We start from the raw sequence: 24,504 nt of genomic DNA, 5'->3' as shown, positions 1-24,504 counted from the left end.
GAAGATAGCTATTTGCACTTGGCGATCGAGGACAACGCCGCCGAAATGCCCTTAAGCGAGAAGACATAGTTCGTGGGATTGCCGCGGCCCGACTTCGCCGACACCTTCATGTCGGTTCCGGTCTTCATCGCCGCGATCAGCACTGGCTCTTCCGCCGCGTTCTCGACCCAGGCCGATTTGCCGCGCGTGAACATCGAGAAGCTCTTCTTGTCGATGGTGACGGTGGCCTTGGAACCTTCCTGGAAATTGTAGCCGGCGATGAACTGCGGTTCATAGGACACCTGCTGGCCGGGTCGCTGGCTGACGAAGAAGAACATGTCGCCATGGTCGAGCGTCGGCGGCTGCTTGTCGGTCGGCACTGTCAGCACGTAGCAGACCTTGCCGCCCGAAGCCTGGTAGCTGTAGGTTCCCCAGGCATTGTGCTGGCCGATCTTGGTCGCCTGCTGCGCCAGCGCCGGCGCCGCCGAGGCCGCCAGGACCAGGCTCGAAACTAGTGCAATCAATCCGCGCATCGTTTTTCCCGTATTCCAAATGGTGCGGAGGCGGGCCGCGTGGCGTCCTGCCGTCGCTTCATTTTGATTTAATCTGGGTTACCAAACGGTGAATTCCCCAAGAGAAAAGGACCTTCACCCCAGGAAACCGCCGCCATTTCCGCGCCGCCGCCTTGTCAGCGGCCGGCTCGGTGTCCCTTTGGCGACTTGGAGGCCACGAAAACGGCAAGAGTTTGACTTTTAACCCGCCGCTGAACGCCCCTGTCCAGAGGTCGAGCCGTCGCGGCGGAATTCGGCCGGCGGGACTTCAGCCCTTGTCGGCGATGGCGTCCTTGGCGGCTTGCCGGTGCGCGGGCGTGATATGGGCGCTGACGGCGGTGATCGCGGCGGTCAGCACGGCGATGTCGTCGGTGAAGCCGAGACCGAGGATGAAGTCGGGGATGAGGTCGACCGGCAGGACGAAATAGCCGAGCGCTGCCACCAATATGCCCTTGGCGCGCAGCGGCGTCTTCTTGTCCATGGCGCAGTAATAGGCGGCGACGACATCTTCCATGAACGGAATCTGCCGAGCGGCCTTCCTGGCCGTGCGCCAGAACTTTTCGCGCACTTCGCCCTCGCCGGCCAGCTTGTCGCCAAAGCCGAAAAAATCAAAACCGGATTCTCGCGCCATCTATCTCTCTCCTTGCGGATCCCATGCGCATACCGGCGCATGCCGCCGATCAAAATGTGGTGAAAGCCGAACCGGGCTGCAAGATGCCGGCGCCGATTTGCGGGCCCGCGCCCGGCCTGGACGCTGGACAGCCCGCGTTCAGCCGCCGAAATAGCGGTTCATCTTCTTGGCGAGGTCTATGTCGAGCGCCGTCACGCCGCCGGCGTCATGCGTGTTCAAGGTCACATTGACTGTCTTGTAGACATTCGACCAATCGGGATGGTGGTCCATCTTCTCGGCGGCCAGCGCCACCCTGGTCATGAAGGCGAAGGCTTCGGAGAAATTGACGAAGGTGAAGGTGCGGCCGATCGAGGCGCCATCCTGTGCCAGTGTCCAGCCCTCAAGCCCTGTGAGCGCCGCTTCGGCGGCCTCCCTGCCCAGTGTCTCTCTCGTCATGTCCGCTTCCCGTGCTAATGCGCTGAAGTCGTCACCATAGCGCCGGATCCATGATCGCGAAGCCCATAAATTCCATTCTTTTCGTCTGCCTCGGCAACATCTGCCGGTCGCCGCTGGCCGAAGGCGTCCTTCGCGCCGTGCTGGCGGAGCGCGGATATGGCGGCGATATCGTGCTCGATTCGGCCGCGACCGGCGGCTGGGAGGTCGGCTCCGCTCCCGACCCACGCTCGATCGCCATCGCGTCTCACCCCGGCATCGACATCTCGCGGCAGCGGGCGCGCAAGATCATGGCGGAGGATTTTCACCGCTTCGACCTGATCTTCGGCATGGACCGGTCCAACGTCGCCGACCTGAAGGCGCTGGCGCCGGCGGCGGTGCGCGACCGTATCCACCTGTTCCTGGAATTCGCCGAGGGAAGGCCGCGCGATGTACCGGATCCCTACTATGAGGACCAGCAAGCGTTTGCCGAGGTCTATCGCATGATCCGGGAGGCGTCGGAGGTGTTGGCGACACGGCTGGCGGCACGCGTATCGACGCCGGACAGCGGCCATGCCTCCTCGACGATATAGGGGCCGCCACCGACCGAANGAATTGCGCAGCCGCGCCAGCGTCACGTGCGGCATGAACCTGCGCGGATCGGCGGGGATGCCGAGCCGTTGGCAGATGCGCTCGATTTCGGCCTGGAGAGCCGCCAGATCGGGCGAGGGCGAAGCGCCGGCCCACACCGCATGCGGCTTCTTCTGGCCGAACGCGCCGACACCCGACAGCGTCAGCGAAAAGGACGGGCGATGCACCCGGTCGAGCGCGTTGGCGATCTCGTCGGCGACATGGCCCTGAACGTCGCCGATGAAGCGTAGCGTCAGATGGTAGTTTTCGACGTCGATCCAGCGGGCCCCGGGCAGGCCGCCCCGGAGCAGGGACAGCGAAAGGGCGGCATCACGCGGAATTTCGAGGGCGGTGAAAAGACGCGGCATGAAGAGCCTCCCTTCCTCGAATCGAAACTGTCATCCCTAGCGAATCATCGATAATCAAATGGAGCAAGTGGTTTGTTGGTCGCGGATGCAATCTAAAGCTTCCGCAACGGAACCGGTTCCATCCGACGTCACGATCCGCCTGGCATGGCCTTCTCGACGGTGGGCAGGATGCGTTCGACCATCAGGTCGACGCCGCGAGCACTCGGATGCAGGCCGTCCTCGAGTTGCAGGCCGGGCTGGCCGGCGACGCCGTCGAGGAAGAACGGATAGAGCGGAACATCGTATTTGCCGGCCAGGTCAGCAAAAACTGCGTCGAAGGCGCTCTGGTAGTCGGCGCCGAGATTGGGCGCCGCCCGCATGCCGGCCAGCAGCACGGCAATCTTTCGCTCTTTGAGCTTGCCCAGCATCTCGTCCAGATTCCTTTTCGTGATGTCGGGCGCGACACCCCGCAGCATGTCGTTGGCGCCGAGTTCGAGGATCACCAGCTGCGTGCCGTCAGGCACCGACCAGTCGAGCCGCGCCAGGCCGCCGCTGGAGGTGTCGCCGGAGACGCCGGCATTGGCGACGATGACGTCATGGCCCTTCGCACGAAGTGCTGCCTGCAATTTATCGGTAAAGCCCTCGCCCGGGCCAAGGCCGTACCCCGCCATCAGGCTGTCACCGAAGCCGACGATCTTGAAAGGCTCGGCGCGCACCGACGAGATGCCGCCGCAGATGGCGAGGAAAACGATCAGGCCTGCGGCAAAGCGGCGTTTGAAAGACATGCGGCAGGTCCCATATGACAGAGAATTCTTCCGGCGATGGCTTCCGACAGGCAGAGCCTCCCTTCATATAGGACGCTTTCATTTTGACAGAAGCCGTCATCGCGCTGAAAGACGTATCCCTGACACTCGGCGAAGGCGCTTCGTCGGTTCATGTATTGAAGGGTGTCAGCCTCGACGTCGCGCGCGGCGAGGCGACTGGCATCGTCGGCCCGTCGGGGTCCGGCAAGTCGACATTACTGATGGTGCTGGCAGGGCTGGAGCGGGTCGATTCCGGTACGGTGCGCATTGCCGGCGAAATCCTCAACGGTAAAAGCGAGGACCAGATCGCTTCGTTTCGCGGCCGAAACATTGGCATCGTGTTCCAGTCCTTCCACCTCATCCCCAATATGACGGCGCTCGAAAATGTCGCGGTGCCGCTGGAACTGGCCGGCCGTGCCGATCCCTTCTCGGTGGCGGAGCGGGAACTGGCGGCCGTCGGCCTCAGCGACCGCGTCACCCATTATCCCGGCGAGCTCTCCGGCGGCGAGCAGCAGCGCGTGGCGATCGCCCGGGCGCTGGCACCATCGCCGCGCATCCTGATCGCCGACGAGCCGACCGGCAACCTCGATCAGGCGACGGGGCGGCAGGTCGCCGATCTGCTGTTCGCCAAGGCCGCCGAACGCGGCATGACGCTGGTGCTGGTGACCCATGATCCGGCGCTCGCGGCGCGCTGCTCGCGCCAGGTTTCGATGCGCTCCGGCCGGATCGAGGCGCCGCCGCCGGTCAGGGTCAGCGCCTGATGCCGCTGGCGCGGACCTTGAAGCTTGCCATCCGCTTCTCGCTGCGCGAGATGCGCGGCGGCCTGTCCGGCTTCCTCATCTTCCTCGCCTGCATCGCGCTCGGCGTGGCGGCTATCGGCGGCGTCAATTCGGTGGCCCGCTCCATCACCGCCGGTGTCGCCGATCAGGGCCAGACGCTGCTCGGCGGCGATCTTCGCTTCCAGATCAACCAGCGCGACGCCAGCCAGGCAGAACTCGGCTTTCTCGACGGGCTGGGCGTGGTTTCGCATACCGCCGGCATGCGCTCGATGGCGCGCCTGGCTGACGGGTCCGACCAGGCGCTGGTCGAGGCCAAGGCTGTCGACGAGGCCTATCCGCTCTATGGCGCGCTGGAAACCGAACCGGTGCTGACGAAGCAAGAACTGTTCGGCGGGCAGTTCGGCGTTTTCGGCGCCGCGGCACCCGACCTCTTGTTCGAACGGCTGCATCTCAAGATCGGCGACCGGCTTAAGCTCGGCACCGCCACGTTCGAACTGCGCGCCAGGCTGGTGGCCGAGCCTGACGCGGTCTCCGACGGGTTCGGCTTCGCGCCAAGGCTGATGATCTCGACCGAGGGCCTGGCCGCCACCGGGCTGATCCAACCGGGCAGCCTGGTCGAGAACGCCTACAAGGTCCGGCTGCCCGCCGGTGCCGACGAGGCTCGGCTCAAGGCCATCCAGGACCAGGCGGCCAAGGATTTTCCGGAGGCCGGCTGGTCGATCCGCACGCGCAGCAACGCCGCACCGGCGCTTTCCTCCAACATCGAACGCTTCTCGCAGTTCCTAACGCTGGTCGGGCTCACCGCGCTGGTGGTCGGCGGCGTCGGCGTCGCCAACGCGGTGCGCGCCTATCTCGACGGCAAGCGCGGCGTCATCGCCACCTTCAAGAGCCTGGGGGCATCCGGCGGCTTCGTCTTTGCCGTCTACCTCGTGCAGATCCTGATCATCGCCGCGCTTGGCATCGTGCTCGGCCTCGTGCTCGCGGCGCTGATGCCGTTCGCGGCGAGTGCCGCGCTTCGGTCGGTCATTCCCGTGCCGGCGCAAGGCGGCTTCTATCCCGGCGCGCTCGCCATGGCGGCGCTGTTCGGCCTGCTGGTGACGCTGGCCTTCGCGCTGCTGCCGCTCGGCCGCGCCCGTGACGTGCCGGCAACCGCGCTGTTTCGGGAGATGGGGCTGGAAGGCCGGGGTCTCCCGCGCCCCGTCTATGTCGTTAGCGCGCTCGGGATCGCGCTTTTCCTGGCAGCGCTGGCGATCCTGTTTTCGGGCGACCAGCGCATCGCCTCGATCTTCGTCGGCGCCACCGTTTTTGCTTTCCTGGTGCTGCGTCTCGTCGGCGGTCTGGTGCAATGGGCAGCCAGGAAAAGCCCGCGCGTGCGCTTTGTCGCGCTGAGACTTGCCATCGGCAACATCCACCGGCCCGGGGCGCTGACGCCCTCGGTGGTGCTCTCGCTGGGGCTTGGGCTGACGCTCTTGGTGACACTGGCGCTGATCGACGGGAATCTCAGGCGCCAGATCTCCGGCAGCCTGCCGGAGCGGGCGCCGAACTTCTTCTTCGTCGACATCCAGGGCAGCGAAGTCGATGCGTTCTCCTCGCTGATCGCGGACGAGGCGCCGCGGGGAACGCTGGCCAAGGTGCCGATGCTGCGCGGCCGGGTCATGGCGCTCAACGGCGTCGCCGTCGACAAGGTTAAGGTGCCGGCCGAGGGCGCCTGGGTGCTGAAGGGAGATCGCGGCCTGACTTACGACACCAAGCAGCCGGAAAACGCGACGCTGACCGAAGGCAAGTGGTGGCCCGACACCTATACCGGCGAGCCGCTGGTTTCGTTTTCAGACAAGGAAGGCAAGGAAATCGGGCTGAAGCTCGGGGACACGATCACCGTCAATGTGCTCGGCCGCAATGTCACCGCCCGCATCGCCAATTTCCGCCAGGTCGAATGGGAAACGATGGGCATCAATTTCGTCATGGTGTTCTCGCCCAACACATTCGCCGGCGCCCCGCATGGCTGGATAGCCACGCTCACCGAAAAGAACGCCTCGACGGCCGACGACGCGCGCGTCCTCAACGCCGTCACCCGCGCCTTCCCCGCCGTGACGACGGTGCGGGTCAAGGACGCACTCGACATCGTCAACCGGCTGGTCGGCCAGCTCGGCACGGCGATCCGGGCGGCGGCCGGCGTGGCGCTGATCGCCTCGGTTCTGGTGCTTGCCGGCGCGCTTGCCGCCGGCAACCGGGCGCGCATCCATGACGCGGTGGTGCTGAAGACGCTGGGCGCCACCAGGCGAACGCTGATCACGGCATTCTCTTTGGAATACATGCTGATCGGACTGGCCACCGCGATTTTCGCGCTCGCCGCCGGCAGCGCCGCCGCCTGGTTCGTGGTCGCACGCATCATGACACTGCCATCGCATTTCATGCCCGAGGTGGCGGTGGCGACGATTGCCTTTTCGCTGGTGATCACGGTCGGCATCGGCCTTGCCGGCACCTGGCGGGTGCTCGGCCACAAGGCCGCACCCGTGCTGCGAAACCTCTGATTCGCCGGCCGGCGCCCGCCTGCCCGGGTTAAATCTTGGTAAGAATGCCGTCCGAAACGGCCGGCGAAGCCGCATTTTGACCCGTCACGAACCGTTACACCCGGTTACGGTCTTGTTCTCGAGGCGAATAACCATCATATTCCGCGCAGGCATGCTGGAGCCCCCCAGCGGCGCCTGGGTCCGCAAGAGGCCCGACACCGGACGGGGCAGAAGCAACGAGGATTCCAATGGCTGATCCCATTCGCAACTATCAGACGTCGGCGGTGCCCGGCGTCCGCGCCGACATCGACCAGGGTTTGCGCGCCTACATGATCAAGGTCTACAATCTGATGGGGCTTGGGCTGCTCATCACAGGCCTTGCCGCCATCGGCACGATCATGCTGGCCACCACCACCGATCCGGCTTCGGCCGTCGCGACGCTGCCGAGCGGCGAGATGCTGACCTCCTTCGGCTACGCGATCTTCGGTTCGCCGCTGCGCTGGGTTGTCATGCTGGCGCCGCTGGCCGCCGTGTTCTTCCTGTCGTTCAGGATCCAGTCGATGAGCGTCGCCGCCGCGCAGACCACCTTCTGGGTCTATGCCGGTCTGGTCGGCCTGTCGCTGTCGTCGATCTTCCTGGTCTACACCACGGCCAGCATCTCGCAGACCTTCTTCGCCACCGCCGCGGCCTTCGGCGCGCTGTCGCTGTTCGGCTACACCACCAAGCGCGACCTGTCGGCGATGGGCTCGTTCCTGATCATGGGCGTGTTCGGCATCATTATCGCGTCGGTGATCAACATCTTCCTGCAGTCGTCGGCACTGACCTTCGCCGTCTCGGCGATAGGCGTGTTGGTCTTCGCCGGCCTCACCGCCTATGACACGCAGAAGATCAAGGAGATGTATTTCGAGGGCGACACTTCCGATGTCGCGGGCCGCAAGGCCATCATGGGCGCGCTGTCGCTCTACCTCGATTTCATCAACCTGTTCATGTTCCTGCTCCAGTTCATGGGCGACCGCCGCTAAGCGGCATTGGACCATCGACTCCTGGAAGGGCGGCCCAACGGCCGCCCTTTTCTTTTGCGCAGGCCTCTGCTGTTATCGAAAGCACAGGAGAGGCTTGCATAAAGAATGAGCAATATCGTGATCAGGCCTGCGACCCCCGCCGACCTCGACGCCATAACCGAAATCTACGCCGACGCGGTTGCCAACGGCACGGCGAGCTATGAACTGGAGCCCCCCAGCCGCACCGAGATGGGGACGCGATTCGCCGCACTCGCGGCCGGCGGCTTTCCCTATCTGGTGGCTCAAAAGGCAGGCGCCGTGCTTGGCTATGCCTATGCCGGCGCGTTCCGGCCGCGCCCGGCCTATCGCTTCATCGTCGAGGATTCGGTCTATGTCGCGCCTGACGCGAAGGGCCAGGGTGTCGGCCTTACACTAATGCAAAGCCTGGTCGCGGCGGTCGAGGCGGCAGGCTTCCGCCAGATCGTCGCGGTGATCGGCGATGGCCGCGCCGACAGCGCCTCGGTGAGGCTGCACGAAAAGCTCGGCTTCCGTCATTCCGGCCGCCTCGAGGGCTCCGGTTACAAGCACGGGCGCTGGTTGGACACGGTATTCATGCAGCTATCGCTCAACGGCGGGGCATCGCTGCCACCTGATTCGGATTCGCTGCCGGAGCGGAAGTTCCGGAAGGGAGAACTGAAGAATTGAGGAATAAGACACTCGGCGCCTGACGTAAGCGGCTCTTTTCCTTCGCTCCTCAATTCTTCAATTCGCCATTCACCCCTATACCAGCTTCAGCTTGCTGTCGAAGACGCCGAGCACGCGGCCAAGCTCCTGGCCGCGTTTGAGGATGCGCCCGCCCGCCGCGATGACGGCGAAGGCGCCTTGCTTGCGCGCCAGTTTCGGGTCCTTGACGATCTGGAACAGCGGCACTTCGCTGGCACGGCGGAAGACGGAAAAGACAGCGCGGTCGGTGAGGTGATCGATGGCGTAGTCGCGCCATTCATTGGCCGCGACCATGCGTCCGTAAAGCCTGAGGATCTGGTCCAGTTCGCGCCGGTCGAAGCGGACCGGCTGGTCGAGGCGTGCGCTGCGCGCCTCGTGTAGCGGGATCAATATCGCGGATGCGTCTCCATCCCCCATCCCGCCGCCGTCATCGGTCATGCCTGCCTCGATCCTCAAAAATGAATCTTTGCCAACCAAAGTTGGCCCCTTCGCATCGCAATTGCAAGAGCCGGAGAAGCGAAGCAGCGGCGCGCCGTTTCCGCCGCGTCCAGTCACGTTTGTGAAACGCGTGTTGGAATTGGTGATGGTTCGCCACATTTCTGCCTTTTTTTATCCGCGCTCATGCCCCAATGTCCGACGAATTTACCGGCGTTGCCTGAGACGGTTCGGTCCGGCACCGGCTCGTAAACCCCAAGCCCCCCGCCCACGGGTCTGCGTCGGATCGAACCAACCTCGGCCTTTTCCTCGGAAAAGCCGGGTGCGACGATCCCAAAACCTAAATGACCGACGTCAGAAGCAAGCTGACGTCGGTTTTTTCGTTTTTGAGCCTTGCACCTGGGACTGCGCGGGCCGAGCATCGGCGTAGGGCCGAGGTCGCCAGCCCACGTCGCTATTCAATTCTGCCGACCATGCTTGCCATTTTCCGTATCACTTAATAGGGTGTTAAGTGGAACGGAGACGACAATGCCACACGCATCGGACTCCCCACTGAAACAGTTGAATGGCCGGGCGGCCGTGTCGGAGGCCGGCGGCGTCGGCCCTCGTATCAAAGCATTGCGCACGGCCCGGCGCGTCTCGCTACGCCAGCTTGCCGACATGACGGGCACCACGGCGAGCTTCATCAGCCAGCTCGAGCGCAATCTGTGCGGCGCCAACACGGGCACGCTGCTCAAGATCGCCGCCGCTCTCGATCTCGGCATCAACGATCTGTTCGAGGACAATGCCCGTCCCCTGCACAAGGTGTTGAGGCGCGAGGAGCGGCCGGTCGTTCCGGTCGGCCTCCAAGGCCGCAAGATGCTCCTGTCGCGGCGGCCGATCCATCAATTCGAAGTCTATGCCGGCCATTTCGAGGTTGGCGGCTCGACCGGCGACGAGACCTATGTGCATGGCGGCGAGCACGAAATGTTCATGGTGCTCAGGGGCACCGTCGAGCTGACGCTTGCCGACGAGCGCCATCTGATGCGCGAAGGCGACAGCGTCGAATACGCAACCTCGGTGCCGCACCGGACCGTCAATGTCGGCGACACGCCGGCCGAGGTCCTCTGGATCATCGCACCGCCGACCGCCGGCGCGCTCGAACTCGATCGATACAGGCCCGGAAACCGCTCGCATCCGGGTGAATGAAAACAATGCGAGTTCTGCAAATGGGAGAGATGATCATGAAACTGAGATTTGGACATGCGGCGGCCGTCGCCTTGCTTCTGGCGGCCACCGCCGCGCTCGCGCAATCCAAGCCGGTGGCGGGAGAGGTCGCTGAAGGCTCGCTGAAGGGCAAGACGCTGACCCTGGTTTCCTATGGCGGCATCTACCAGGACGGCCAGGCGGCCGCGCTCAAGGAGTTCGTCGACAAGTCCGGCGTCAAGCTCCTCAATGACGGCCCGACGGAGATCGCCAAACTGCAGGCGCAGGTCGAGTCCGGCAATGTGACCTGGGACGTCGTCGATACCGACGACCTGCCGCCCTATGTCTATTGCGGCAAGCTGTTCCAGAAGCTCGATCTGACGAAGCTCGACGTCTCGAAAATCCCGGAAGGCCAGGTCGGCGAATGCTCGGTGCCGGCGATGAACTACGGTGTCGTGCTGATGTATAACAAGGAAAAGTACGGGGATAATCCGCCCAAGAGCTGGGCCGACTTCTTCGATACTCAAAAATTCCCCGGCGTGCGTGGCATCGACGGCTCCGGCAGCCCGACCGGTGGCCTGCTGGAACAGGCTTTCAAGGTTGCCGGCGGCGACCCGAAGGCGATGACGGTGGCCGATATCGACAAGGCGATAGATGTGGTCCGCAAGCTCGGCCCCGACACGATCTTCTGGAAGACGGGTGCAGAATCGCAGCAACTCGCCGAATCCGGCGAGGCCGACATGCTGATGATGTGGACGGGCCGCGCCATGACGGCGGTCAAGAACGGCGCCAAGTACGCGCCCGCCTGGCAGGACTGGCTGGTGGTGATGGACCAGATGACAATCCCCGTCGGCGTCAAGGATACGGATGCGTCCTATGCGTTGCTCAATGCCTATCTCGGCAAGCATGCCCAGGAGATATTGGCGGAGAAGACCTCCTACACGCCGATCAACAACGACGCGCAGCCCAAGGTCGACGCTTCCGTCGCCGCCTACCTGACCAATACGCCTGAACGCCAGAAGCAGGGCTACAAGCAGAACTTCAAGTTCTGGGTTCCGAACTTCGCGGTGGCGCAGGAGAAGTGGGCGGCGCTGATGGCCGGGAACTGACCGGCTGACGGGAAGCAAGGCCGTGAGCGCGTCCGAGCCAACCATTCCGGCCGCCGAAAGGCGCTGGGCATGGCGGCCGTTCGCGTTCGCGTTGCCGGCCCTGGTCCTGCTTTTCGGGGTGATCGGCTATCCGCTACTGACCATCGTGCTGCGCAGCCTGTCGGAACCGGAGTGGGGAGCGCAGAACTATGTCTGGTTCTTCAGTGCGCCGATCAACCTTGTCGTGCTCCAGCGGACCTTCGTCATTTCGGCTTGGGTCACGCTGGTGTGCGTGGTTTGCGCTTATCCCTACGCCTATCTGATGACCGCGGTCGGTCCTCGCGTCCGGCTGGTGCTGCTCTTGTGTGTGCTGATCCCGTTTTGGGTGAGCGGCGTGGTTCGCACCTTGTCCTGGGTGATCCTGCTCCAGGATTCAGGCGTCATCAACTCGATCCTCAGGTCGCTCGGGCTCGGTGGCATCAAGCTGATCCGCACCCAGACGGGCGTGGTCATCGGCATGGCGCAGGTGCTTTTGCCGTTCATGATCCTGCCGCTCTATTCGGTCATGAAAGGTATCGATCTCAGGCTGATGCGCGCGGCGCAAAGCCTTGGCGCGCGGCCGTCCCGCGCCTTCTTCACCATCTACCTGCCGCTGTCGCTGCCGGGCGTCTATGCCGGGGCGATCATCGTCTTCATCCTGGCGCTCGGCTTCTACATCACGCCGGCTTTGCTCGGCGGCCCGCGTTCGACCATGCTGTCCACCCTGGTGCAGACACAGGTGCTCAGCCTGCTGCAATGGGGCCGTGGCGGCGCCATGGGCGTGGTGCTGCTGGTCACGACCTTCGTGTTGCTGGCGCTCGCCGCGCCCGTGATGCGATCCCGGTACCGGGAAGCGGAGCGGCGCTGATGGAGATGAAGCCGCTCACCCGCGTCGTCCTCGGCCTTGTCTGCCTGTTGGTGGCCATATGGCTGGTGGCCCCCACGCTGGTCGTGGTGCCGATGTCGTTCAACGAGAACAAGTCGCTGGCGTTTCCGCCGCAGGGCTTTTCCTGGCAATGGTACCAGAATTTCGCCACCAATCCGGACTGGTCGAACAGCTTCCTCAATTCGCTGAAGGTCGCCTCGATCGTTGCCGTGCTGGCAACGGTGCTCGGCACGCTTGCCGCCTTCGGCCTCGACCGCATGAAGGCACGGCCGGCAAACCTGCTGCGCATGCTGATGTTGACGCCTATGGTGGTGCCGGGCGTGGTGCTGGCCATCGGCATCTACGCGGTCTATCTCGATACACGGCTTGTCGGCACGCTGCTCGGCTTCGTGCTCGCTCACACCATCCTTGCGCTGCCCTTCGTGCTGATTGCCGTCTCGGCCAATCTCGAAGTGTTCGACAGGCGGCTCGAGACAGCCGCGGCGAGCCTCGGCGCCAGCGCGCTCACCGCTTTCCGCACGGTGACGCTGCCGCTGATTGCACCCGGCGTGCTGTCGGGCCTGCTGTTCGCCTTCGCCACCTCCTTCGATGAGATCGTCGTGTCGCTGTTCATCACCAATCCCTACCTCAAGACATTGCCGGTGCAGATCTTCGCTTCCATCACGCGCGACGCCGACCCGACGGTCGCGGCCGTCGGCACGATCCTGTTGTTTGCCACCACGATCCTGATCGGCGGCGGCATGCTTCTTCTTGGCCGCGAGCGGAAAGGACGCCAATGACCTTGGGGCAAGAGAGCAGGGGCGCGGCGATCGATCTCAGGTCGATCAGCAAGGCCTATGGCAGCTTCAAGGCGCTGGACGGCGTGTCGCTGCACATCGAGGCCGGCGAGTTCATGACGCTGCTGGGACCAAGCGGCTCCGGCAAGACGACGACACTCAACGTCGTCGCCGGCTTCACCGAGGCCAGTTCCGGCGCGCTGGAAGTGGGGGGCAAGAGCGTCGTCGGCGTGCCGGCGCACAAGCGCAACATCGGCGTGGTCTTCCAGCATTACGCGTTGTTTCCCCATATGACGGTGAGCCGCAACGTCGCCTATCCGCTCGCCTTGCGCGGCGTGGCGGGAGCCGAGCGCGAACGACGGGTGCGCCAAGCGCTCGACATGGTCAAGATGGCGGATTTCGGCCATCGCTTCCCCAGCGAGCTTTCGGGCGGCCAGCAGCAGCGCGTGGCGCTGGCCCGCGCCATCGTCTTCGACCCGCCGCTGCTGTTGATGGACGAGCCGCTCGGCGCGCTCGACAAGAAGCTGCGCGAATGGCTGCAGCTCGAGATCAAGCGCATTCACCGCGAACTCGGCACCACCTTCGTCTATGTGACGCACGACCAGGAAGAGGCGCTGGTGCTGTCGGATCGCATCGCCGTGTTCAACCGGGGCCGGATCGAACAGATCGGTACCGGGCGCGAGCTGTATGACGAGCCGGCGACACTGTTCGTCGGCAAGTTCATCGGCGATTCCACCGTCTTGCGCGGGGCCGCCGCCACCTCGGGCCAGGAGACGGCGATCGAGATATCAGGCCAGACGGTGACGACCGCCAAGCGTCTCCCCAATGGCGGCAGGCCGGTCATGCTGCTGCGTCCCGAAAAGCTGGCGCTCGCCCGCCCTGGCGCAGGCGGCGATGGCCGCAACCGGCTCACGGGGCGCATCGGCGAAGCCATCTATCTCGGCTCCGGCTCAAAATACGAAGTCGATCTGGCCGACGGCTCGAAAGCCATCGTGCGCTCGACGCTGGAAGCAGACAGTTTCGTCATCGGGGACGAGGTCGAGGTGCTGTTCGCCGGCGCCGACGTGAAGCTGCTCCCCGACGACGACAAGGCTGACCTGACGCTCACCTGATTTCGGGACGGATTTCAAAAAAATGCAAGCCAAGCACAATGGCGACGTGTCGTTCTGGTATGCGGATATCGGCGGGGTGCCGGCCTATCGGCCGGCCTTGCCCGGCGACATCGAGGCCGATGTCTGCATCGTCGGCGCCGGTTACACCGGCCTGTGGACCGCCTATTATTTGAAGAAGGCGCGGCCTGCGCTGCGCATCGCCATCGTCGAGAAGGAGTTCGCCGGCTACGGCGCGTCGGGCCGCAATGGTGGCTGGCTGTCGGGCGGCTTCAGCTGGTCGCGTGAGAAATACGCAAAGACCTCCTCGCGCGGCGCGGTGATCGACATGCAGCGCGCCATGTCCGGAACGGTCGATGAGGTGATCGCGGTGACGGAAGCCGAAGGCATCGACGCAGATATCCGCCGTGTCGACAACATCACCGTCGCCACCAACACAGCACAATTGCAGCGCGCCAAGGCCGAATACGAGGAGCTGCTGGGCTGGGAGATGCCGCCGGAGCGGCTGGCCTTCCTCGATGCGCGGGAGGCGCGCCAGCGGATCGCCATAGACAAGGTGCTGGGCGCCTTCGTCGTACGCAACGTCGCGCGTGTCCAGCCGGCCAAGCTGGTGCAAGGCCTGGCGGCGGCTGTCGCGCGGCTTGGCGTGCCGATTTACGAGCAGACGCAGGTGCTGGCGATCGAGAAGGGCAAGGTCACCACCAGCAGAGGCATCGTGCGGGCAGGGAAGATCGTCCGCGCCACCGAAGGCTTCACGGCTGGCATCCCCGGCTACGAGCGTCTCTGGCTGCCGCTGAACAGCGCCATCGTGGTGACCGAGAAGCTGCCGCAAGAACTGTGGGATCAGATCGGCTGGAACGGTTACGAGGTGCTGGGCGATGCCGCCCACACTTATTGCTACGCGCAGCGCACGCGCGAAGGCCGCATAGCCATGGGCGGCCGTGGCGTGCCCTACCGCTTCGGTTCGCGCACCGATGTGCGCGGCCGGACCCAGCAAGCGACCATCGACCAGTTGCACGAGGTGCTGACCAGGTTGCTGCCGCGGACCAAGGGCGTGCGCCTCGACCATGCCTGGTGCGGGACGCTTGGCGTACCGCGCGACTGGTGCACCACTTCAGGCTTCGACCGGGAAAGCGGCATTGGCTGGGCCGGCGGCTATGTCGGGCTCGGGGTTTCCAGTTCCAACCTGTCAGGCCGCACCTTGCGCGACCTCGTGCTCGGCCACGACACCGAGCTGACCCGGCTGCCCTGGGTCAACCGCACGGTCAAGAAATGGGAACCGGAACCACTGCGCTGGCTCGGCGTGCATACAATGTACCAGCTCTATCGCATCGCCGACCGGCGTGAAGCAAACGGCTTGGACCGGACCTCACGCCTTGCGGCTTTCGCCGATCGCCTGACCGGACACTGAGCATCCGGGCGAGCTGGGTCACAGGTGCCCGGCATTGCGCCGAACCGCGTGACGTTACAGCTTACGATCGAGGGAGGTCTCGGATCCGGGTTTGTGGATGAAAGCCGCACCCAGAATGGGGCCTGGCAGGCCATCCTTGCCGACCGACTGCAAAAGCACGGCGCAGCCGCCTTTCTTGGTGATCTCGCTCAGCGGCAATTCGTATCGCTGCGCCATGCCATGCCACATGCCGGCGGTCTGGATCCCGGTGACCGCGTTCCAATAGGTCATCTTACGGCCGGAGTTCTCGCCCTGGCCGATCTTGACAGTCTGCGGCGCGTCGAAATAGACGATGACGACATGGGCGTCGTTCGGGCCGGCGCCGGCGTCACCTGCGTCGATGATCACCCGGTCGCCGGTGCGGCTGACCTTGATGGGCACACGCATGCCTTCGCCGACACGGGCCATGCGGGCAAGCGCGCCGTCGACCTCACCGCGATTGGCGCCGTTGACATGCATGCGGCCGTTCAGGACGGCCTGCGGCGTATAGACCGAACGGCTGCTGAAATAGCGCATATAGTCATATTGCCGCTCGGTGTTTTCCTTGTGGCTCAGCGTGTCCTTCCAGCCGAGATAGTCCCAGTAGTCGACGTGATAGGCGAGCGCGACAAGGTCTTGCCTCGTGGCGAGTTCGGCGAAGAACGCGTCCGCCGGGGGGCAGGAACTGCAGCCCTGGCTGGTGAACAGTTCGACCACGCCGAGCGGCCTGTCGGGTTTCTCGGCCTGGGCCGTTTCGGGCTCGCTGGCACGGCCAGCGCCGGCATAAACCGAGAAGGCCAGCGCAAAGGCTGCCAGCCACAATGATCGTCGCGAGGCCATGACCATTCCAATTCCCACCGGTGATGCCGGCTTTGTTCTGCTTTGCCGAAATATGTGGCAGAACGGGAAGTCAACGGGAAGTCACGTTGCGGTGAAATTTACCGCTGCAATCGTGAGGTAAGGCCGCAATAGGAGCAGCCGCTGCATTTCAAGGCGTGGTTCGATTGTGCGGCGGCATCATCGCCATGCGGCAAGTTCTCCTCACCGCCATCTATCTCTATTGCCAACGCACCGGCCCTGGACTTTGGTCCTGGCCGGTCAATGCTTTGACGACCTTGCCTTCATCCCGGCAGGACTGTGCGGCATGCTGGTCCGCGCCGCGGCAGGGGTATAGCGAGTAGTGAGTAGTGAGTAGTGAGTAGGAGCGTCCCTGCGTCCTACTCACCACTCACTGTTTTCTAGGCCGCCAGATCGCGCAGCACGTACTGCAGGATGCCGCCGTTCTTGAAGTAGTCGAGCTCATCCAGCGTATCGATGCGGCAGATGATCGGCACGTTCTTCACCGTGCCGTCGCCATAGGTGATCTTGGCGGTCATCGTCTGGCGCGGCTTGATGGCGCTCAATCCGTCGATCTCGACCAGCTCGTCGCCCTTGAGGTTGAGGGAAGCCCATGAGGTGCCTTCCTCGAAGACGAAGGGGATGACGCCCATGCCGACCAGGTTCGAACGATGGATGCGCTCGAAGGACTGGGCGATGACGGCGCGGACACCAAGCAGGTTGGTGCCCTTTGCCGCCCAGTCGCGCGACGAGCCGTTGCCGTATTCGACGCCGGCGAAGATGACCAGCGGCACCCCTTCCTTTTTGTATTCCATCGCCGCGTCGTAGATCGATTCCTCTTCCTTGCTGGGATAGTGGATGGTGTAGCCGCCCTCGCGGCCGTTCTCGCCCAGCATGTGGTTGCGGATGCGGATGTTGGCGAAGGTGCCGCGCATCATCACCTCATGGTTGCCGCGCCGCGTGCCGTACTGATTGAAATCGGCAACGCCGACGCCATGGTCGGTCAGGTATTTGCCGGCCGGCGAGGCGGCCTTGATCGAACCCGCCGGCGAGATGTGGTCGGTGGTGATCTTGTCGCCGAACAGGCCGAGCACGCGGGCGCCCTTGATGTCGCCGATCTTGCCGAAACCCGTGGTCATGCCGGCGAAGTAGGGCGGGTTCTGCACATAGGTCGAATTGTTGTCCCAGGCATAGGTCTGACCTTCCGGCGCCTTGACGTTCTGCCAGTACTCGTCGCCCTTGAAGACGTCGGCATATTTGCGGGCGAACAGCTCGCGGGTGACGTTCTTCTCGATGAACTCCTGGATCTCCGCCGAGCTCGGCCAGATATCCTTGAGATAGACCGGATTGCCGTTCCTGTCGTCGCCGAGCGGCTCCGTGGTCAGGTCCCTGGTGACTGTTCCAGCCAAGGCGTGGGCGACGACCAGCGGCGGCGACGCCAGGTAGTTCGCCTGCACGTCGGGCGAGACGCGGCCTTCGAAGTTGCGGTTGCCGGAGAGCACCGCGGCAGCGATCAGACCCTTGTCGTTGATGGTTTTGGAGATCGGCGCCGGCAGCGGGCCGGAATTGCCAATGCAGGTGGTGCAGCCGAAGCCGACTAGGTTGAAGCCGATCTGGTCGAGCTCCTTCTGCAGGCCCGACTTTTCCAGATATTCCGCCACCACCTGGCTGCCGGGGGCCAGCGAGGTTTTTACCCACGGCTTCTGCTTCAAACCGAGGCGGTTGGCGTTGCGGGCAAGCAAGCCCGCACCGATCAGCACTGATGGGTTCGAGGTGTTGGTGCACGAGGTGATGGCGGCGATGACGACGTCGCCATGGCCAAGGTCATGGTCGGTGCCTTCGACGGCGTAGCGCTTGGAGATTTCCGCCGCCTTCTTGTATTCGGTGTCCATCGCCTTGGCGAAACCGGCCGGAATGCCTTCCAGCGCGACACGGCCCTCGGGGCGCTTGGGACCGGCCATCGACGGCACGACGCTGTCCAGTTCCAGTTCCAGCAGGTCGGTGAAGACCGGATCGGCGGAGCCGGACTCGCGCCACATGCCTTGCGCCTTGGAATAGGCCTCGACCAGGGCGATGCGGTCCTCGCTGCGGCCCGACATTGTGAGATAGCGGATGGTTTCCTGGTCGACCGGGAAGAAACCGCAGGTGGCGCCATATTCGGGCGCCATGTTGCCGATGGTGGCACGGTCGGCCAGCGTCATGTTGGACAGGCCAGGACCGAAGAACTCGACGAACTTGCCGACGACGCCCTTCTTGCGCAGCATCTGGGTGACGGTGAGCACGAGGTCGGTGGCGGTGACGCCCTCCTTGAGCTTGCCGGTGAGGCGGAAGCCGATGACTTCCGGCAGCAGCATGGAAACCGGCTGGCCGAGCATGGCCGCCTCGGCCTCGATGCCGCCGACGCCCCAGCCGAGCACGCCAAGGCCGTTGATCATGGTGGTGTGCGAATCGGTGCCGACGCAGGTGTCGGGATAGGCGGTGGTTTCGCCGTCCTCGGTGTTGGTCCACACCACCTGGCCGAGATATTCTAGATTGACCTGGTGGCAGATGCCGGTGCCGGGCGGCACGACGCGGAAGTTGCGGAATGCCTGCTGGCCCCATTTCAGGAACTTGTAGCGCTCTTCGTTGCGCTCATATTCGAGCTCGACATTGCGGGCGAAGGCCATCGGCGTGCCGAACTCGTCGACGATGACGGAATGGTCGATGACGAGGTCGACCGGCACCAGCGGGTTGATCTTCTGCGGATCGCCCCCAAGCGAAGCCATGGCGTCGCGCATGGCGGCGAGATCGACCACGGCCGGGACGCCGGTGAAATCCTGCATCAGCACGCGGGCCGGGCGGTAGGCGATCTCGACGCCGGCGGTGCCCTTGTCGGTCAGCCAGCCGGCCACCGCCTGGATGCTCTCCTTGGTGACGGACCGGCCGTCCTCGTTGCGCAGCAGGTTTTCCAGCAGCACCTTCATCGAATAGGGCAACTGGGCAATGCCGGTGAGGCCGTTCTTCTCGGCTTCGACGAGGTCGAAATAGACATACTCGGCGTCGCCCGCTTTCAGCGTGCGGCGGCAATTGAAACTGTCGAGGGATTTTGACACGTGCGATCCGTCCTGTCTGTTCAGCCTGAAAGGGAACGGACGCCGATGGCATGCAATCACGCGCAAAGGTGCGGGTACGGCCATTTCCGCTGTCCGTTCCCAAGCAACCCGAGCCGTTCAAGGCGGCGCGTGCGCTGGTTCGGCGCTAATTCTGTTCCCGCGCCGACCGCTGGCACGGATGCCCCGCATATAGAGAATTTTGTGGAATAGTTCTAGACAGTTGCAGAGCAAATTTGTGCGATGCGGCAGCGTTCGCGAAACATTGATTTCAGGGCAGGCGAGGGATGCGGCTTATCGCCGAAAATCTGGGCGGCGAACGCGGCGGCGAGCCGGTTTTCTCCGGCATCGGCATTGTGCTCGATCAGGGCCAAGCCCTGGTCGTCACCGGGCCGAACGGCTCGGGCAAATCGACCTTGCTCATGGTGGTCGCCGGCCTGCTGCCGAAAACCGAAGGCCGTCTGCTGCTCGAGGGCGGCGGCGACGAGTTCCCCTCGATCGGCTCGGCCTGCCACTATCTCGGCCACCAGAACGCGATGAAGGCGGCGCTGAGCGTGACCGAGAATTTGCGCTTCTGGCGGGAGTTCCATGGCGAAGGCCGGCTCGATGTGGAGGAGGCTCTGGCAACGGTCGGGCTCAGCGGCATCGGCCATTTGCCGTTCGGCTATCTTTCGACCGGGCAAAGACGCCGCGCGGCGATCGCGAAACTCTTGGTCAGCCATCGGCCGCTGTGGCTGCTCGACGAGCCGACGGCAGGGCTGGACAAGGCTTCGGAGGCGCGATTTGCAAGGCTGATGCGCGAGCATTGCGAGGAAGGCGGGATGCTCGTGGCGGCGACGCATCTGCCGCTGGGATTGGCGGCGGCGAAAGAGTTGGTGATGGGGGAGGCCTTTTGATGACTGCCCCCTACGGCGCCCCCCTTCTTCAACAAGGGACCACATCGTAATGTGGTCGCTCTTCCTACGCGACATCCGCCTCTCGATCCGTGCCGGCGGCGGCGCGCTGACCGGCGTAATTTTCTTCCTCGCCGTCATCGCCACCATCCCTTTCGGCGTTGGGCCGGATCTCAAGCTTTTGGCCCGCATCGGTCCGGCGATCCTGTGGATCGGCGCGCTGCTTGCCTGCCTGCTCGGCCTCGACCGGCTGTTCCAGGCCGACCGCGAGGACGGTTCGCTCGATCTCCTGGTGCTCGGCAACGACCGGCACATGCTGGCGCTGACGGTGCTGGTGAAGTGCGTCGCGCATTGGGCGGGCAGCGTCCTGCCGCTGGTGGTCGCGGCCCCACTGCTCGGCCTGTTCATGAACATGGAACCGTTGGCCATGGGCGCCACGGCGCTGACGCTGCTGGTCGGCACGCCGGCCATCACCTTCATCGGTGCCGTGGGCGCCGCGGTGGCGGTGGCGCTGCCGCGTGGCGGCCTCTTGATCTCGGTGCTGGTGCTGCCGCTGACCATACCGGTGCTGATCTTCGGCGTTTCGGCGAGCTATGGCGCGACGGCCAATCCCGATCCGTTCCTGCAGCCCTTCCTCATTCTTGCCGCGCTGACGCTGTTTCTTGGCGTCCTGGGGCCGACCGCCGCGGCGCTGGCGCTGCGCCACGGCACGGATTGAGGCGCAAGAGCTCTGAAGGCTGCGGCGTGGCGGCCGATTGCGGAGCCGCCGGCGCGCGGCTAAGGGAAGACATGATCGAACGAGGCGGAAAGACCCGGCTGGAACTGGCGATGGAGCGGCGCGCATGAGCGCGCATGCGCTCTACGTCGCGGCGGCCTACGCGATCACCGCCGTGGCACTGGCCGGGCTGATCGGCTGGATACTCATCGACCAGCGGGCGCGCAAGCGCGAACTCGCCGAACTCGAGGCGGCCGGCGTGCGCCGCCGTTCCGACAAGGCAGCCAAGCCATGAGCACAGGGACGGAAACGCCGACGCCGCCCCGTCGCCGCCTTTTCGTATATTTGCCGCTGCTGGTCTTCCTCGGACTGGCCGGACTGTTCCTGTCGCAGCTTTTGTCGGGACGCGATGCCTCGGAAGTGCCGTCGGCGCTCATCGGCCTGCCGGCGCCGCGGACCAACCTGCCGCCCCTGGAGGGCAGCAATTTGCCCGGGCTCGATTCGAAAGCCTTCGCCGGCAAGGTCACGCTGGTCAACGTCTTTGCGTCCTGGTGCGCGCCGTGCCGGGAAGAGCACCCGGTGCTTCTCGCGCTGGCGCAGGACAAAAGGTTCGCGATGGCGGCACTAAACTACAAGGACCGGCCGGAAAACGCCCGCCGCTTCCTCGGCGACCTCGGCAATCCGTTCCAGGCGATCGGCGTCGACGAAGCCGGCCGCACGGCGATCGACTGGGGTGTCTATGGCGTGCCGGAAACCTTCGTCATCGGCAAGAATGGCAAGATAGCCTACAAGCATGTCGGCCCGCTGACGCCAGAGTCCACCAGGGAGCTTCTCCTGCCGCAGATCGACAAGGCGCTGGCCATGCCGAACTGAGGCGATGGCGCGAAAACCCCAGGATATCCCTTGGTTTGTATACGTTTATGGTTGAAGCGGAGCGGACCGCTCCGCGCCACCTCAATTCGGCCCACCTGATCGTGGCGGCGACAGCACATCCTCGGCCGAGAGCACCCTCGCTTCCGAGGGCAGCATGATCGGGATGCCGTCGCGCACCGGATAAGCGAGCTTGGCGACCCGCGAGACCAGCTCGCCGCGCTCGGGATCCCAGGCCAGCGGCCCCTTGGTCAGCGGGCAGGCCAGGAGTTCCAGCAGCTTGGGGTCAACATTGGTCTTCTTTCCGTCGCGCCCATCCGCCATTGGGTCCCCTTCCGGTTTCACGCCCAGCATGTCAGGAAATCAGTCAGGCCGTCATTTGCAGGGCGGCTGAATATCGACGCATCCCTACTGCAGGCTCGAGCCAAAATCCTCATTCTCGCGCGCCAGCGTCATCTCGGTGATGGCGATCAGCGTTTCGGCCCTGGTTTTCAGGTCCGCGGCCTCGAGCAATGCCTGCTTCTCGGCCGGTCCGTAGGGCGCCATCATCGACAGCGCGTTGACCAGCATGGCGTTTTCCGCGCGGCTGACGCTTTCCCAGTCGGCTTCCAGATCATTGGCCTGCAGATAGGCGCGAAAGGCTCTGAGCAGCGCCGGCCGGTCGATTTCATTAGCCGCCTGCTCCTCGTCGAGATCGGCGAGGAAGGGCGCCGGCTTCGCCTGGCGGAAGGGCGTCTTGACCGTCAGCTCGTGGGCGACGCGGAACCGGCACACGCCTTGCAACGAGATCAGGTAGCGACCGTCGCCGGTCTCGGAAAAGGCGATGATGCGACCGATGCAGCCGACGCTGCAAAGCTCCGGCTCGCCATCCTCGCGCAATGCGCCATTGAGGCCGGGCTGGATGACGCCGACGAGCCGCGAGCCGCCGACCGCCTCGTCCACCATCTGCAGGTAGCGCGGCTCGAAGATGTTGAGCGGCATGCGGCCGCCCGGCAGCAGCAGCGCGCCTTCGAGCGGAAAGAGCGGGATCGTCGACGGCAGATCCTTGGCGAGCCGGTAATGCGCGTTTCCCGCTTGCACCTCGTTCCTCCGATCGCTTCCCTCGCGAAGCGTCAATCCTGCCCTGTCCTATCTGGGGCTCAGGCCTTGCGCCGCAAGCCCTTGCGACAAAACAACCATGAGCGGCTCAGGAAAACAGCAATGCCGACAATTTGCGGCGCGCCGCAAGCGTCGCCTCGTCGGTCATGCCCCAGGCCTCGAACAGCTGCAGCAACTGCGTCCTGGCGCCATCCTCGTTCCAGCTCCGGTCGGCCTTGATGATGGCCAGCAGATTGTCGGCGGCTGCCGTGCGATCGCCCATGGCGTTCTGGATCATGGCCAGGTCGAAACGGGCTTGATGGTCCTTGGGGTTTTCCGCAAGCCGCCGCTCGAACTCGGCCGGATTGCCCAGCGCCGCCGCCTGCGCGGCCAGCGCGATCTTGGCACGCAGGGCGGCCAGCGGCGGTGCATCCTTCTTGGCCTCCGGCGCCGTTGCCAGGAGCGCCTCGGCACCCTCGGTGTCGCCGGCCTCGAACAACAGGTCGCCCAGCCCGCCAATCGCCTCGACCGTTTCCGGCGCCTGTGCCAGGATGGTATCGTAGATGTCGGCCGCGGTCTGCATGTCGCCGGCGTCGCGCGCCTCCGTCGCCGCGGCCAGCGCCTCGGCCACCGGCGGCGCGNATGGCGCCCATGAAGCCGTCGACCGGCTGGCCGTCCTTGAAGGCGATGACCGCCGGAATCGACTGAATGCCGAGCTGGCCGGCGATCGAGGGATGGTCGTCGATGTTCATCTTGACCAGCTTGACCCTGCCGCCGGCGGCCTTGACCGCCTTTTCCAGCTGCGGGGTGAGCTGCTTGCACGGTCCGCACCACGGCGCCCAGAAATCGACCAGCACGGGCTGGCGGCGCGATTCCTGGATGACGTCGGCGGCAAAGGCCGCGGTCGTCGTGTCCTTGATGACGTCGCCGGCGACGGGGCCGGCGTTGGGGGCGGCTGCTGGCGGCGCGGACGCCTGGCCGAGTCCGGCTTTGGGCTCGGTTCCGCCATACTGCACCGTGGTGGCATACTGGCCGCCCTTGTTTCCGAATGATCCGCCAAACGGATTGTTGTCGCTCATCTCGTCACCCTTTCGGTCGCGCCGCCGGCCCGTGGCCCGGCGCCCTGTCTCAATTGGAAATCGGCTTTGCCACCCATGTGGCGATCATGCCGAGACTTTCAAGATAGCAGCATCATGCCCGGTTGCCTCGACGAATCTGATGAGATCGGCGGCCGCGATCGATGTCGTCGCCTCGTTGGTCAGTGGATGCGCATTGATGACGGAATGGTCCATCAGATCCTTGTCGAGCACCAGCCTGACCCGGTTTTCCCTGTCGTTGATGATGCCGAAGACCGTGACCGCCCCCGGCGTGACGCCGAGCAGCTCGATCAGCATTTCCGGCTTGCCGAACGAAACCCGGCTGGCGGCGCCGATCAGCTGATGTATCTGCTTGAGATCGACGACCGCGTCCTCGCCGACGGTGACCAGGAAGAAATTGTCCTTCTTGTCCTTCAGGAACAGGTTCTTGGTGTGCCCGCCGGCGATCTCCCCGCGCAGCGCCTGCGAATCGGCAACCGTATAGAGCGGCGGGTGGCGTATCGTCGAAACCGCGATGCCGAGTTCGGCAAGAAAGGCCATCAGGTCAGCTTCGGTCTTCGGCATGGGTCTCTTCTTCGTCGGTTTCTTGGCCTTGCCGTTTACGGCCAATGAGG

Annotated in this window: 25 protein-coding genes and 2 pseudogenes; 15 read left to right on the top strand and 12 right to left on the bottom strand. The window is 64.5% G+C overall.

Going from position 1 to position 24,504, the window contains the following annotated elements; translation table 11 throughout:
- Window positions 1–8: 8 nt before the first annotated feature.
- The 3 genes from X739_RS158575 to X739_RS158585 all read right to left on the bottom strand — a co-directional run bounded on the left by X739_RS158575 (window position 9) and on the right by X739_RS158585 (window position 1,596).
- Complete coding sequence (locus X739_RS158575; RefSeq protein WP_015314944.1) at window positions 9–512, bottom strand: invasion associated locus B family protein; 504 nt, start codon at window positions 510–512, stop codon at window positions 9–11.
- 286 nt (window positions 513–798) lie between these two features.
- Complete coding sequence (locus X739_RS158580; protein ID WP_023793556.1) at window positions 799–1,161, bottom strand: YkvA family protein; 363 nt, start codon at window positions 1,159–1,161, stop codon at window positions 799–801.
- A gap of 138 nt (window positions 1,162–1,299) precedes the next feature.
- On the bottom strand, window positions 1,300–1,596 hold the full coding sequence (locus X739_RS158585; RefSeq protein ID WP_023793554.1) for a 4a-hydroxytetrahydrobiopterin dehydratase: 297 nt from the start codon (window positions 1,594–1,596) through the stop codon (window positions 1,300–1,302).
- Between the two features lie 50 nt (window positions 1,597–1,646).
- Between X739_RS158585 and X739_RS158590 the strand changes: the two genes are divergently transcribed.
- Window positions 1,647–2,165 (top strand): low molecular weight protein-tyrosine-phosphatase, encoded by a 519-nt coding sequence (locus X739_RS158590; RefSeq protein ID WP_023793552.1) that lies wholly within the window; start codon window positions 1,647–1,649, stop codon window positions 2,163–2,165.
- Here the strand turns inward: X739_RS158590 and thpR are convergent.
- Both thpR and X739_RS158600 read right to left on the bottom strand, forming a co-directional pair.
- Window positions 2,069–2,570: pseudogene (gene thpR, locus X739_RS1000000167715) on the bottom strand (RNA 2',3'-cyclic phosphodiesterase). The gene X739_RS158590 and the pseudogene thpR sit on opposite strands and share 97 nt — an antisense overlap.
- Before the next feature lie 128 nt (window positions 2,571–2,698).
- A complete protein-coding gene (locus X739_RS158600) occupies window positions 2,699–3,334 on the bottom strand; it encodes an arylesterase (RefSeq protein ID WP_023793547.1) in 636 nt (211 codons plus the stop codon).
- An 83-nt stretch (window positions 3,335–3,417) separates the two neighbouring features.
- On the opposite strand from X739_RS158600, the gene X739_RS158605 reads away from it, so the two are divergent.
- The 4 genes from X739_RS158605 (at window position 3,418) to X739_RS158620 (ending at window position 8,347) form a co-directional block, all read left to right on the top strand.
- Window positions 3,418–4,113 carry an ABC transporter ATP-binding protein gene (locus tag X739_RS158605; protein ID WP_023774450.1) on the top strand — a complete coding sequence of 232 codons (696 nt, stop codon included), beginning with the start codon at window positions 3,418–3,420 and terminating at the stop codon, window positions 4,111–4,113.
- Window positions 4,113–6,662, top strand: a complete 2,550-nt coding sequence (locus X739_RS158610) for an ABC transporter permease (RefSeq protein WP_023793544.1) — start codon at window positions 4,113–4,115, stop codon at window positions 6,660–6,662. The genes X739_RS158605 and X739_RS158610 overlap by 1 nt, the downstream gene beginning before the upstream one ends.
- Before the next feature lie 227 nt (window positions 6,663–6,889).
- Window positions 6,890–7,663 (top strand): Bax inhibitor-1/YccA family protein, encoded by a 774-nt coding sequence (locus X739_RS158615; protein ID WP_023774447.1) that lies wholly within the window; start codon window positions 6,890–6,892, stop codon window positions 7,661–7,663.
- Between the two features lie 105 nt (window positions 7,664–7,768).
- Window positions 7,769–8,347 (top strand): GNAT family N-acetyltransferase, encoded by a 579-nt coding sequence (locus X739_RS158620; RefSeq protein ID WP_023782087.1) that lies wholly within the window; start codon window positions 7,769–7,771, stop codon window positions 8,345–8,347.
- Between the two features lie 75 nt (window positions 8,348–8,422).
- Here the strand turns inward: X739_RS158620 and X739_RS158625 are convergent, their stop codons facing one another.
- Window positions 8,423–8,803 (bottom strand): DUF2794 domain-containing protein, encoded by a 381-nt coding sequence (locus tag X739_RS158625; protein ID WP_023782086.1) that lies wholly within the window; start codon window positions 8,801–8,803, stop codon window positions 8,423–8,425.
- A gap of 525 nt (window positions 8,804–9,328) precedes the next feature.
- Here X739_RS158625 and X739_RS158630 point away from each other — a divergent pair.
- From X739_RS158630 to X739_RS158655, 6 genes are read left to right on the top strand one after another with little or no spacing between them, the layout of a single operon-like run.
- Window positions 9,329–9,988 (top strand): XRE family transcriptional regulator, encoded by a 660-nt coding sequence (locus tag X739_RS158630; RefSeq protein WP_023793541.1) that lies wholly within the window; start codon window positions 9,329–9,331, stop codon window positions 9,986–9,988.
- Window positions 9,989–10,023: 35 nt separating this feature from the next.
- Window positions 10,024–11,094, top strand: coding sequence for an extracellular solute-binding protein (locus X739_RS158635; protein WP_031248376.1), 1,071 nt, complete (start codon window positions 10,024–10,026; stop codon window positions 11,092–11,094).
- Window positions 11,095–11,116: 22 nt separating this feature from the next.
- On the top strand, window positions 11,117–11,980 hold the full coding sequence (locus tag X739_RS158640; protein ID WP_023793536.1) for an ABC transporter permease: 864 nt from the start codon (window positions 11,117–11,119) through the stop codon (window positions 11,978–11,980).
- On the top strand, window positions 11,980–12,777 hold the full coding sequence (locus X739_RS158645) for an ABC transporter permease (protein ID WP_023782082.1): 798 nt from the start codon (window positions 11,980–11,982) through the stop codon (window positions 12,775–12,777). Before X739_RS158640 ends, X739_RS158645 begins: the two co-directional genes overlap by 1 nt.
- Window positions 12,774–13,886, top strand: a complete 1,113-nt coding sequence (locus X739_RS158650) for an ABC transporter ATP-binding protein (RefSeq protein ID WP_023782081.1) — start codon at window positions 12,774–12,776, stop codon at window positions 13,884–13,886. Before X739_RS158645 ends, X739_RS158650 begins: the two co-directional genes overlap by 4 nt.
- A 22-nt stretch (window positions 13,887–13,908) precedes the next feature.
- Window positions 13,909–15,294 (top strand): FAD-binding oxidoreductase, encoded by a 1,386-nt coding sequence (locus tag X739_RS158655; protein ID WP_023782080.1) that lies wholly within the window; start codon window positions 13,909–13,911, stop codon window positions 15,292–15,294.
- A 54-nt stretch (window positions 15,295–15,348) separates the two neighbouring features.
- Here the strand turns inward: X739_RS158655 and X739_RS158660 are convergent, their stop codons facing one another.
- A complete protein-coding gene (locus tag X739_RS158660) occupies window positions 15,349–16,158 on the bottom strand; it encodes a thioredoxin family protein (RefSeq protein WP_023774438.1) in 810 nt (269 codons plus the stop codon).
- Between the two features lie 392 nt (window positions 16,159–16,550).
- Window positions 16,551–19,241 (bottom strand): aconitate hydratase AcnA, encoded by a 2,691-nt coding sequence (gene acnA, locus X739_RS158665; RefSeq protein ID WP_023774437.1) that lies wholly within the window; start codon window positions 19,239–19,241, stop codon window positions 16,551–16,553.
- A gap of 284 nt (window positions 19,242–19,525) precedes the next feature.
- Here acnA and ccmA point away from each other — a divergent pair, with 284 nt between their 5' ends.
- The 4 genes from ccmA (at window position 19,526) to X739_RS158685 (ending at window position 21,719) form a co-directional block, all read left to right on the top strand.
- The gene (gene ccmA / locus X739_RS158670) at window positions 19,526–20,134 is read left to right on the top strand and encodes a heme ABC exporter ATP-binding protein CcmA (protein WP_023793531.1); all 609 of its coding nucleotides are present in this window, start codon (window positions 19,526–19,528) and stop codon (window positions 20,132–20,134) included.
- A 49-nt stretch (window positions 20,135–20,183) separates the two neighbouring features.
- Window positions 20,184–20,849 (top strand): heme exporter protein CcmB, encoded by a 666-nt coding sequence (gene ccmB, locus X739_RS158675; RefSeq protein ID WP_023782077.1) that lies wholly within the window; start codon window positions 20,184–20,186, stop codon window positions 20,847–20,849.
- Between the two features lie 124 nt (window positions 20,850–20,973).
- Entirely contained in the window at window positions 20,974–21,141 is a 168-nt protein-coding gene (gene ccmD / locus X739_RS158680) for a heme exporter protein CcmD (protein ID WP_023774434.1), read from the top strand.
- Window positions 21,138–21,719 carry a DsbE family thiol:disulfide interchange protein gene (locus tag X739_RS158685; RefSeq protein WP_023793528.1) on the top strand — a complete coding sequence of 194 codons (582 nt, stop codon included), beginning with the start codon at window positions 21,138–21,140 and terminating at the stop codon, window positions 21,717–21,719. Before ccmD ends, X739_RS158685 begins: the two co-directional genes overlap by 4 nt.
- 81 nt (window positions 21,720–21,800) lie before the next feature.
- Here the strand turns inward: X739_RS158685 and X739_RS158690 are convergent, their stop codons facing one another.
- The 4 genes and pseudogenes from X739_RS158690 to X739_RS158700 all read right to left on the bottom strand — a co-directional run bounded on the left by X739_RS158690 (window position 21,801) and on the right by X739_RS158700 (window position 24,454).
- Window positions 21,801–22,040: a Trm112 family protein gene (locus X739_RS158690; protein ID WP_023793525.1), complete on the bottom strand. Its 240-nt coding sequence runs from the start codon at window positions 22,038–22,040 to the stop codon at window positions 21,801–21,803.
- Window positions 22,041–22,124: 84 nt separating this feature from the next.
- Window positions 22,125–22,796: an LON peptidase substrate-binding domain-containing protein gene (locus tag X739_RS158695; protein ID WP_023782074.1), complete on the bottom strand. Its 672-nt coding sequence runs from the start codon at window positions 22,794–22,796 to the stop codon at window positions 22,125–22,127.
- A gap of 106 nt (window positions 22,797–22,902) precedes the next feature.
- A pseudogene (locus X739_RS01000000165845) lies at window positions 22,903–23,872 on the bottom strand (co-chaperone YbbN).
- Window positions 23,873–23,956: 84 nt separating this feature from the next.
- Window positions 23,957–24,454: a prolyl-tRNA synthetase associated domain-containing protein gene (locus X739_RS158700; RefSeq protein ID WP_023771907.1), complete on the bottom strand. Its 498-nt coding sequence runs from the start codon at window positions 24,452–24,454 to the stop codon at window positions 23,957–23,959.
- Between the last annotated feature and the right edge of the window lie 50 nt (window positions 24,455–24,504).

This window comes from Mesorhizobium sp. LNHC209A00, from assembly GCF_000502915.1.
Taxonomy (GTDB): domain Bacteria; phylum Pseudomonadota; class Alphaproteobacteria; order Rhizobiales; family Rhizobiaceae; genus Mesorhizobium.
This window is presented reverse-complemented; position numbering and strand designations above follow the sequence as displayed.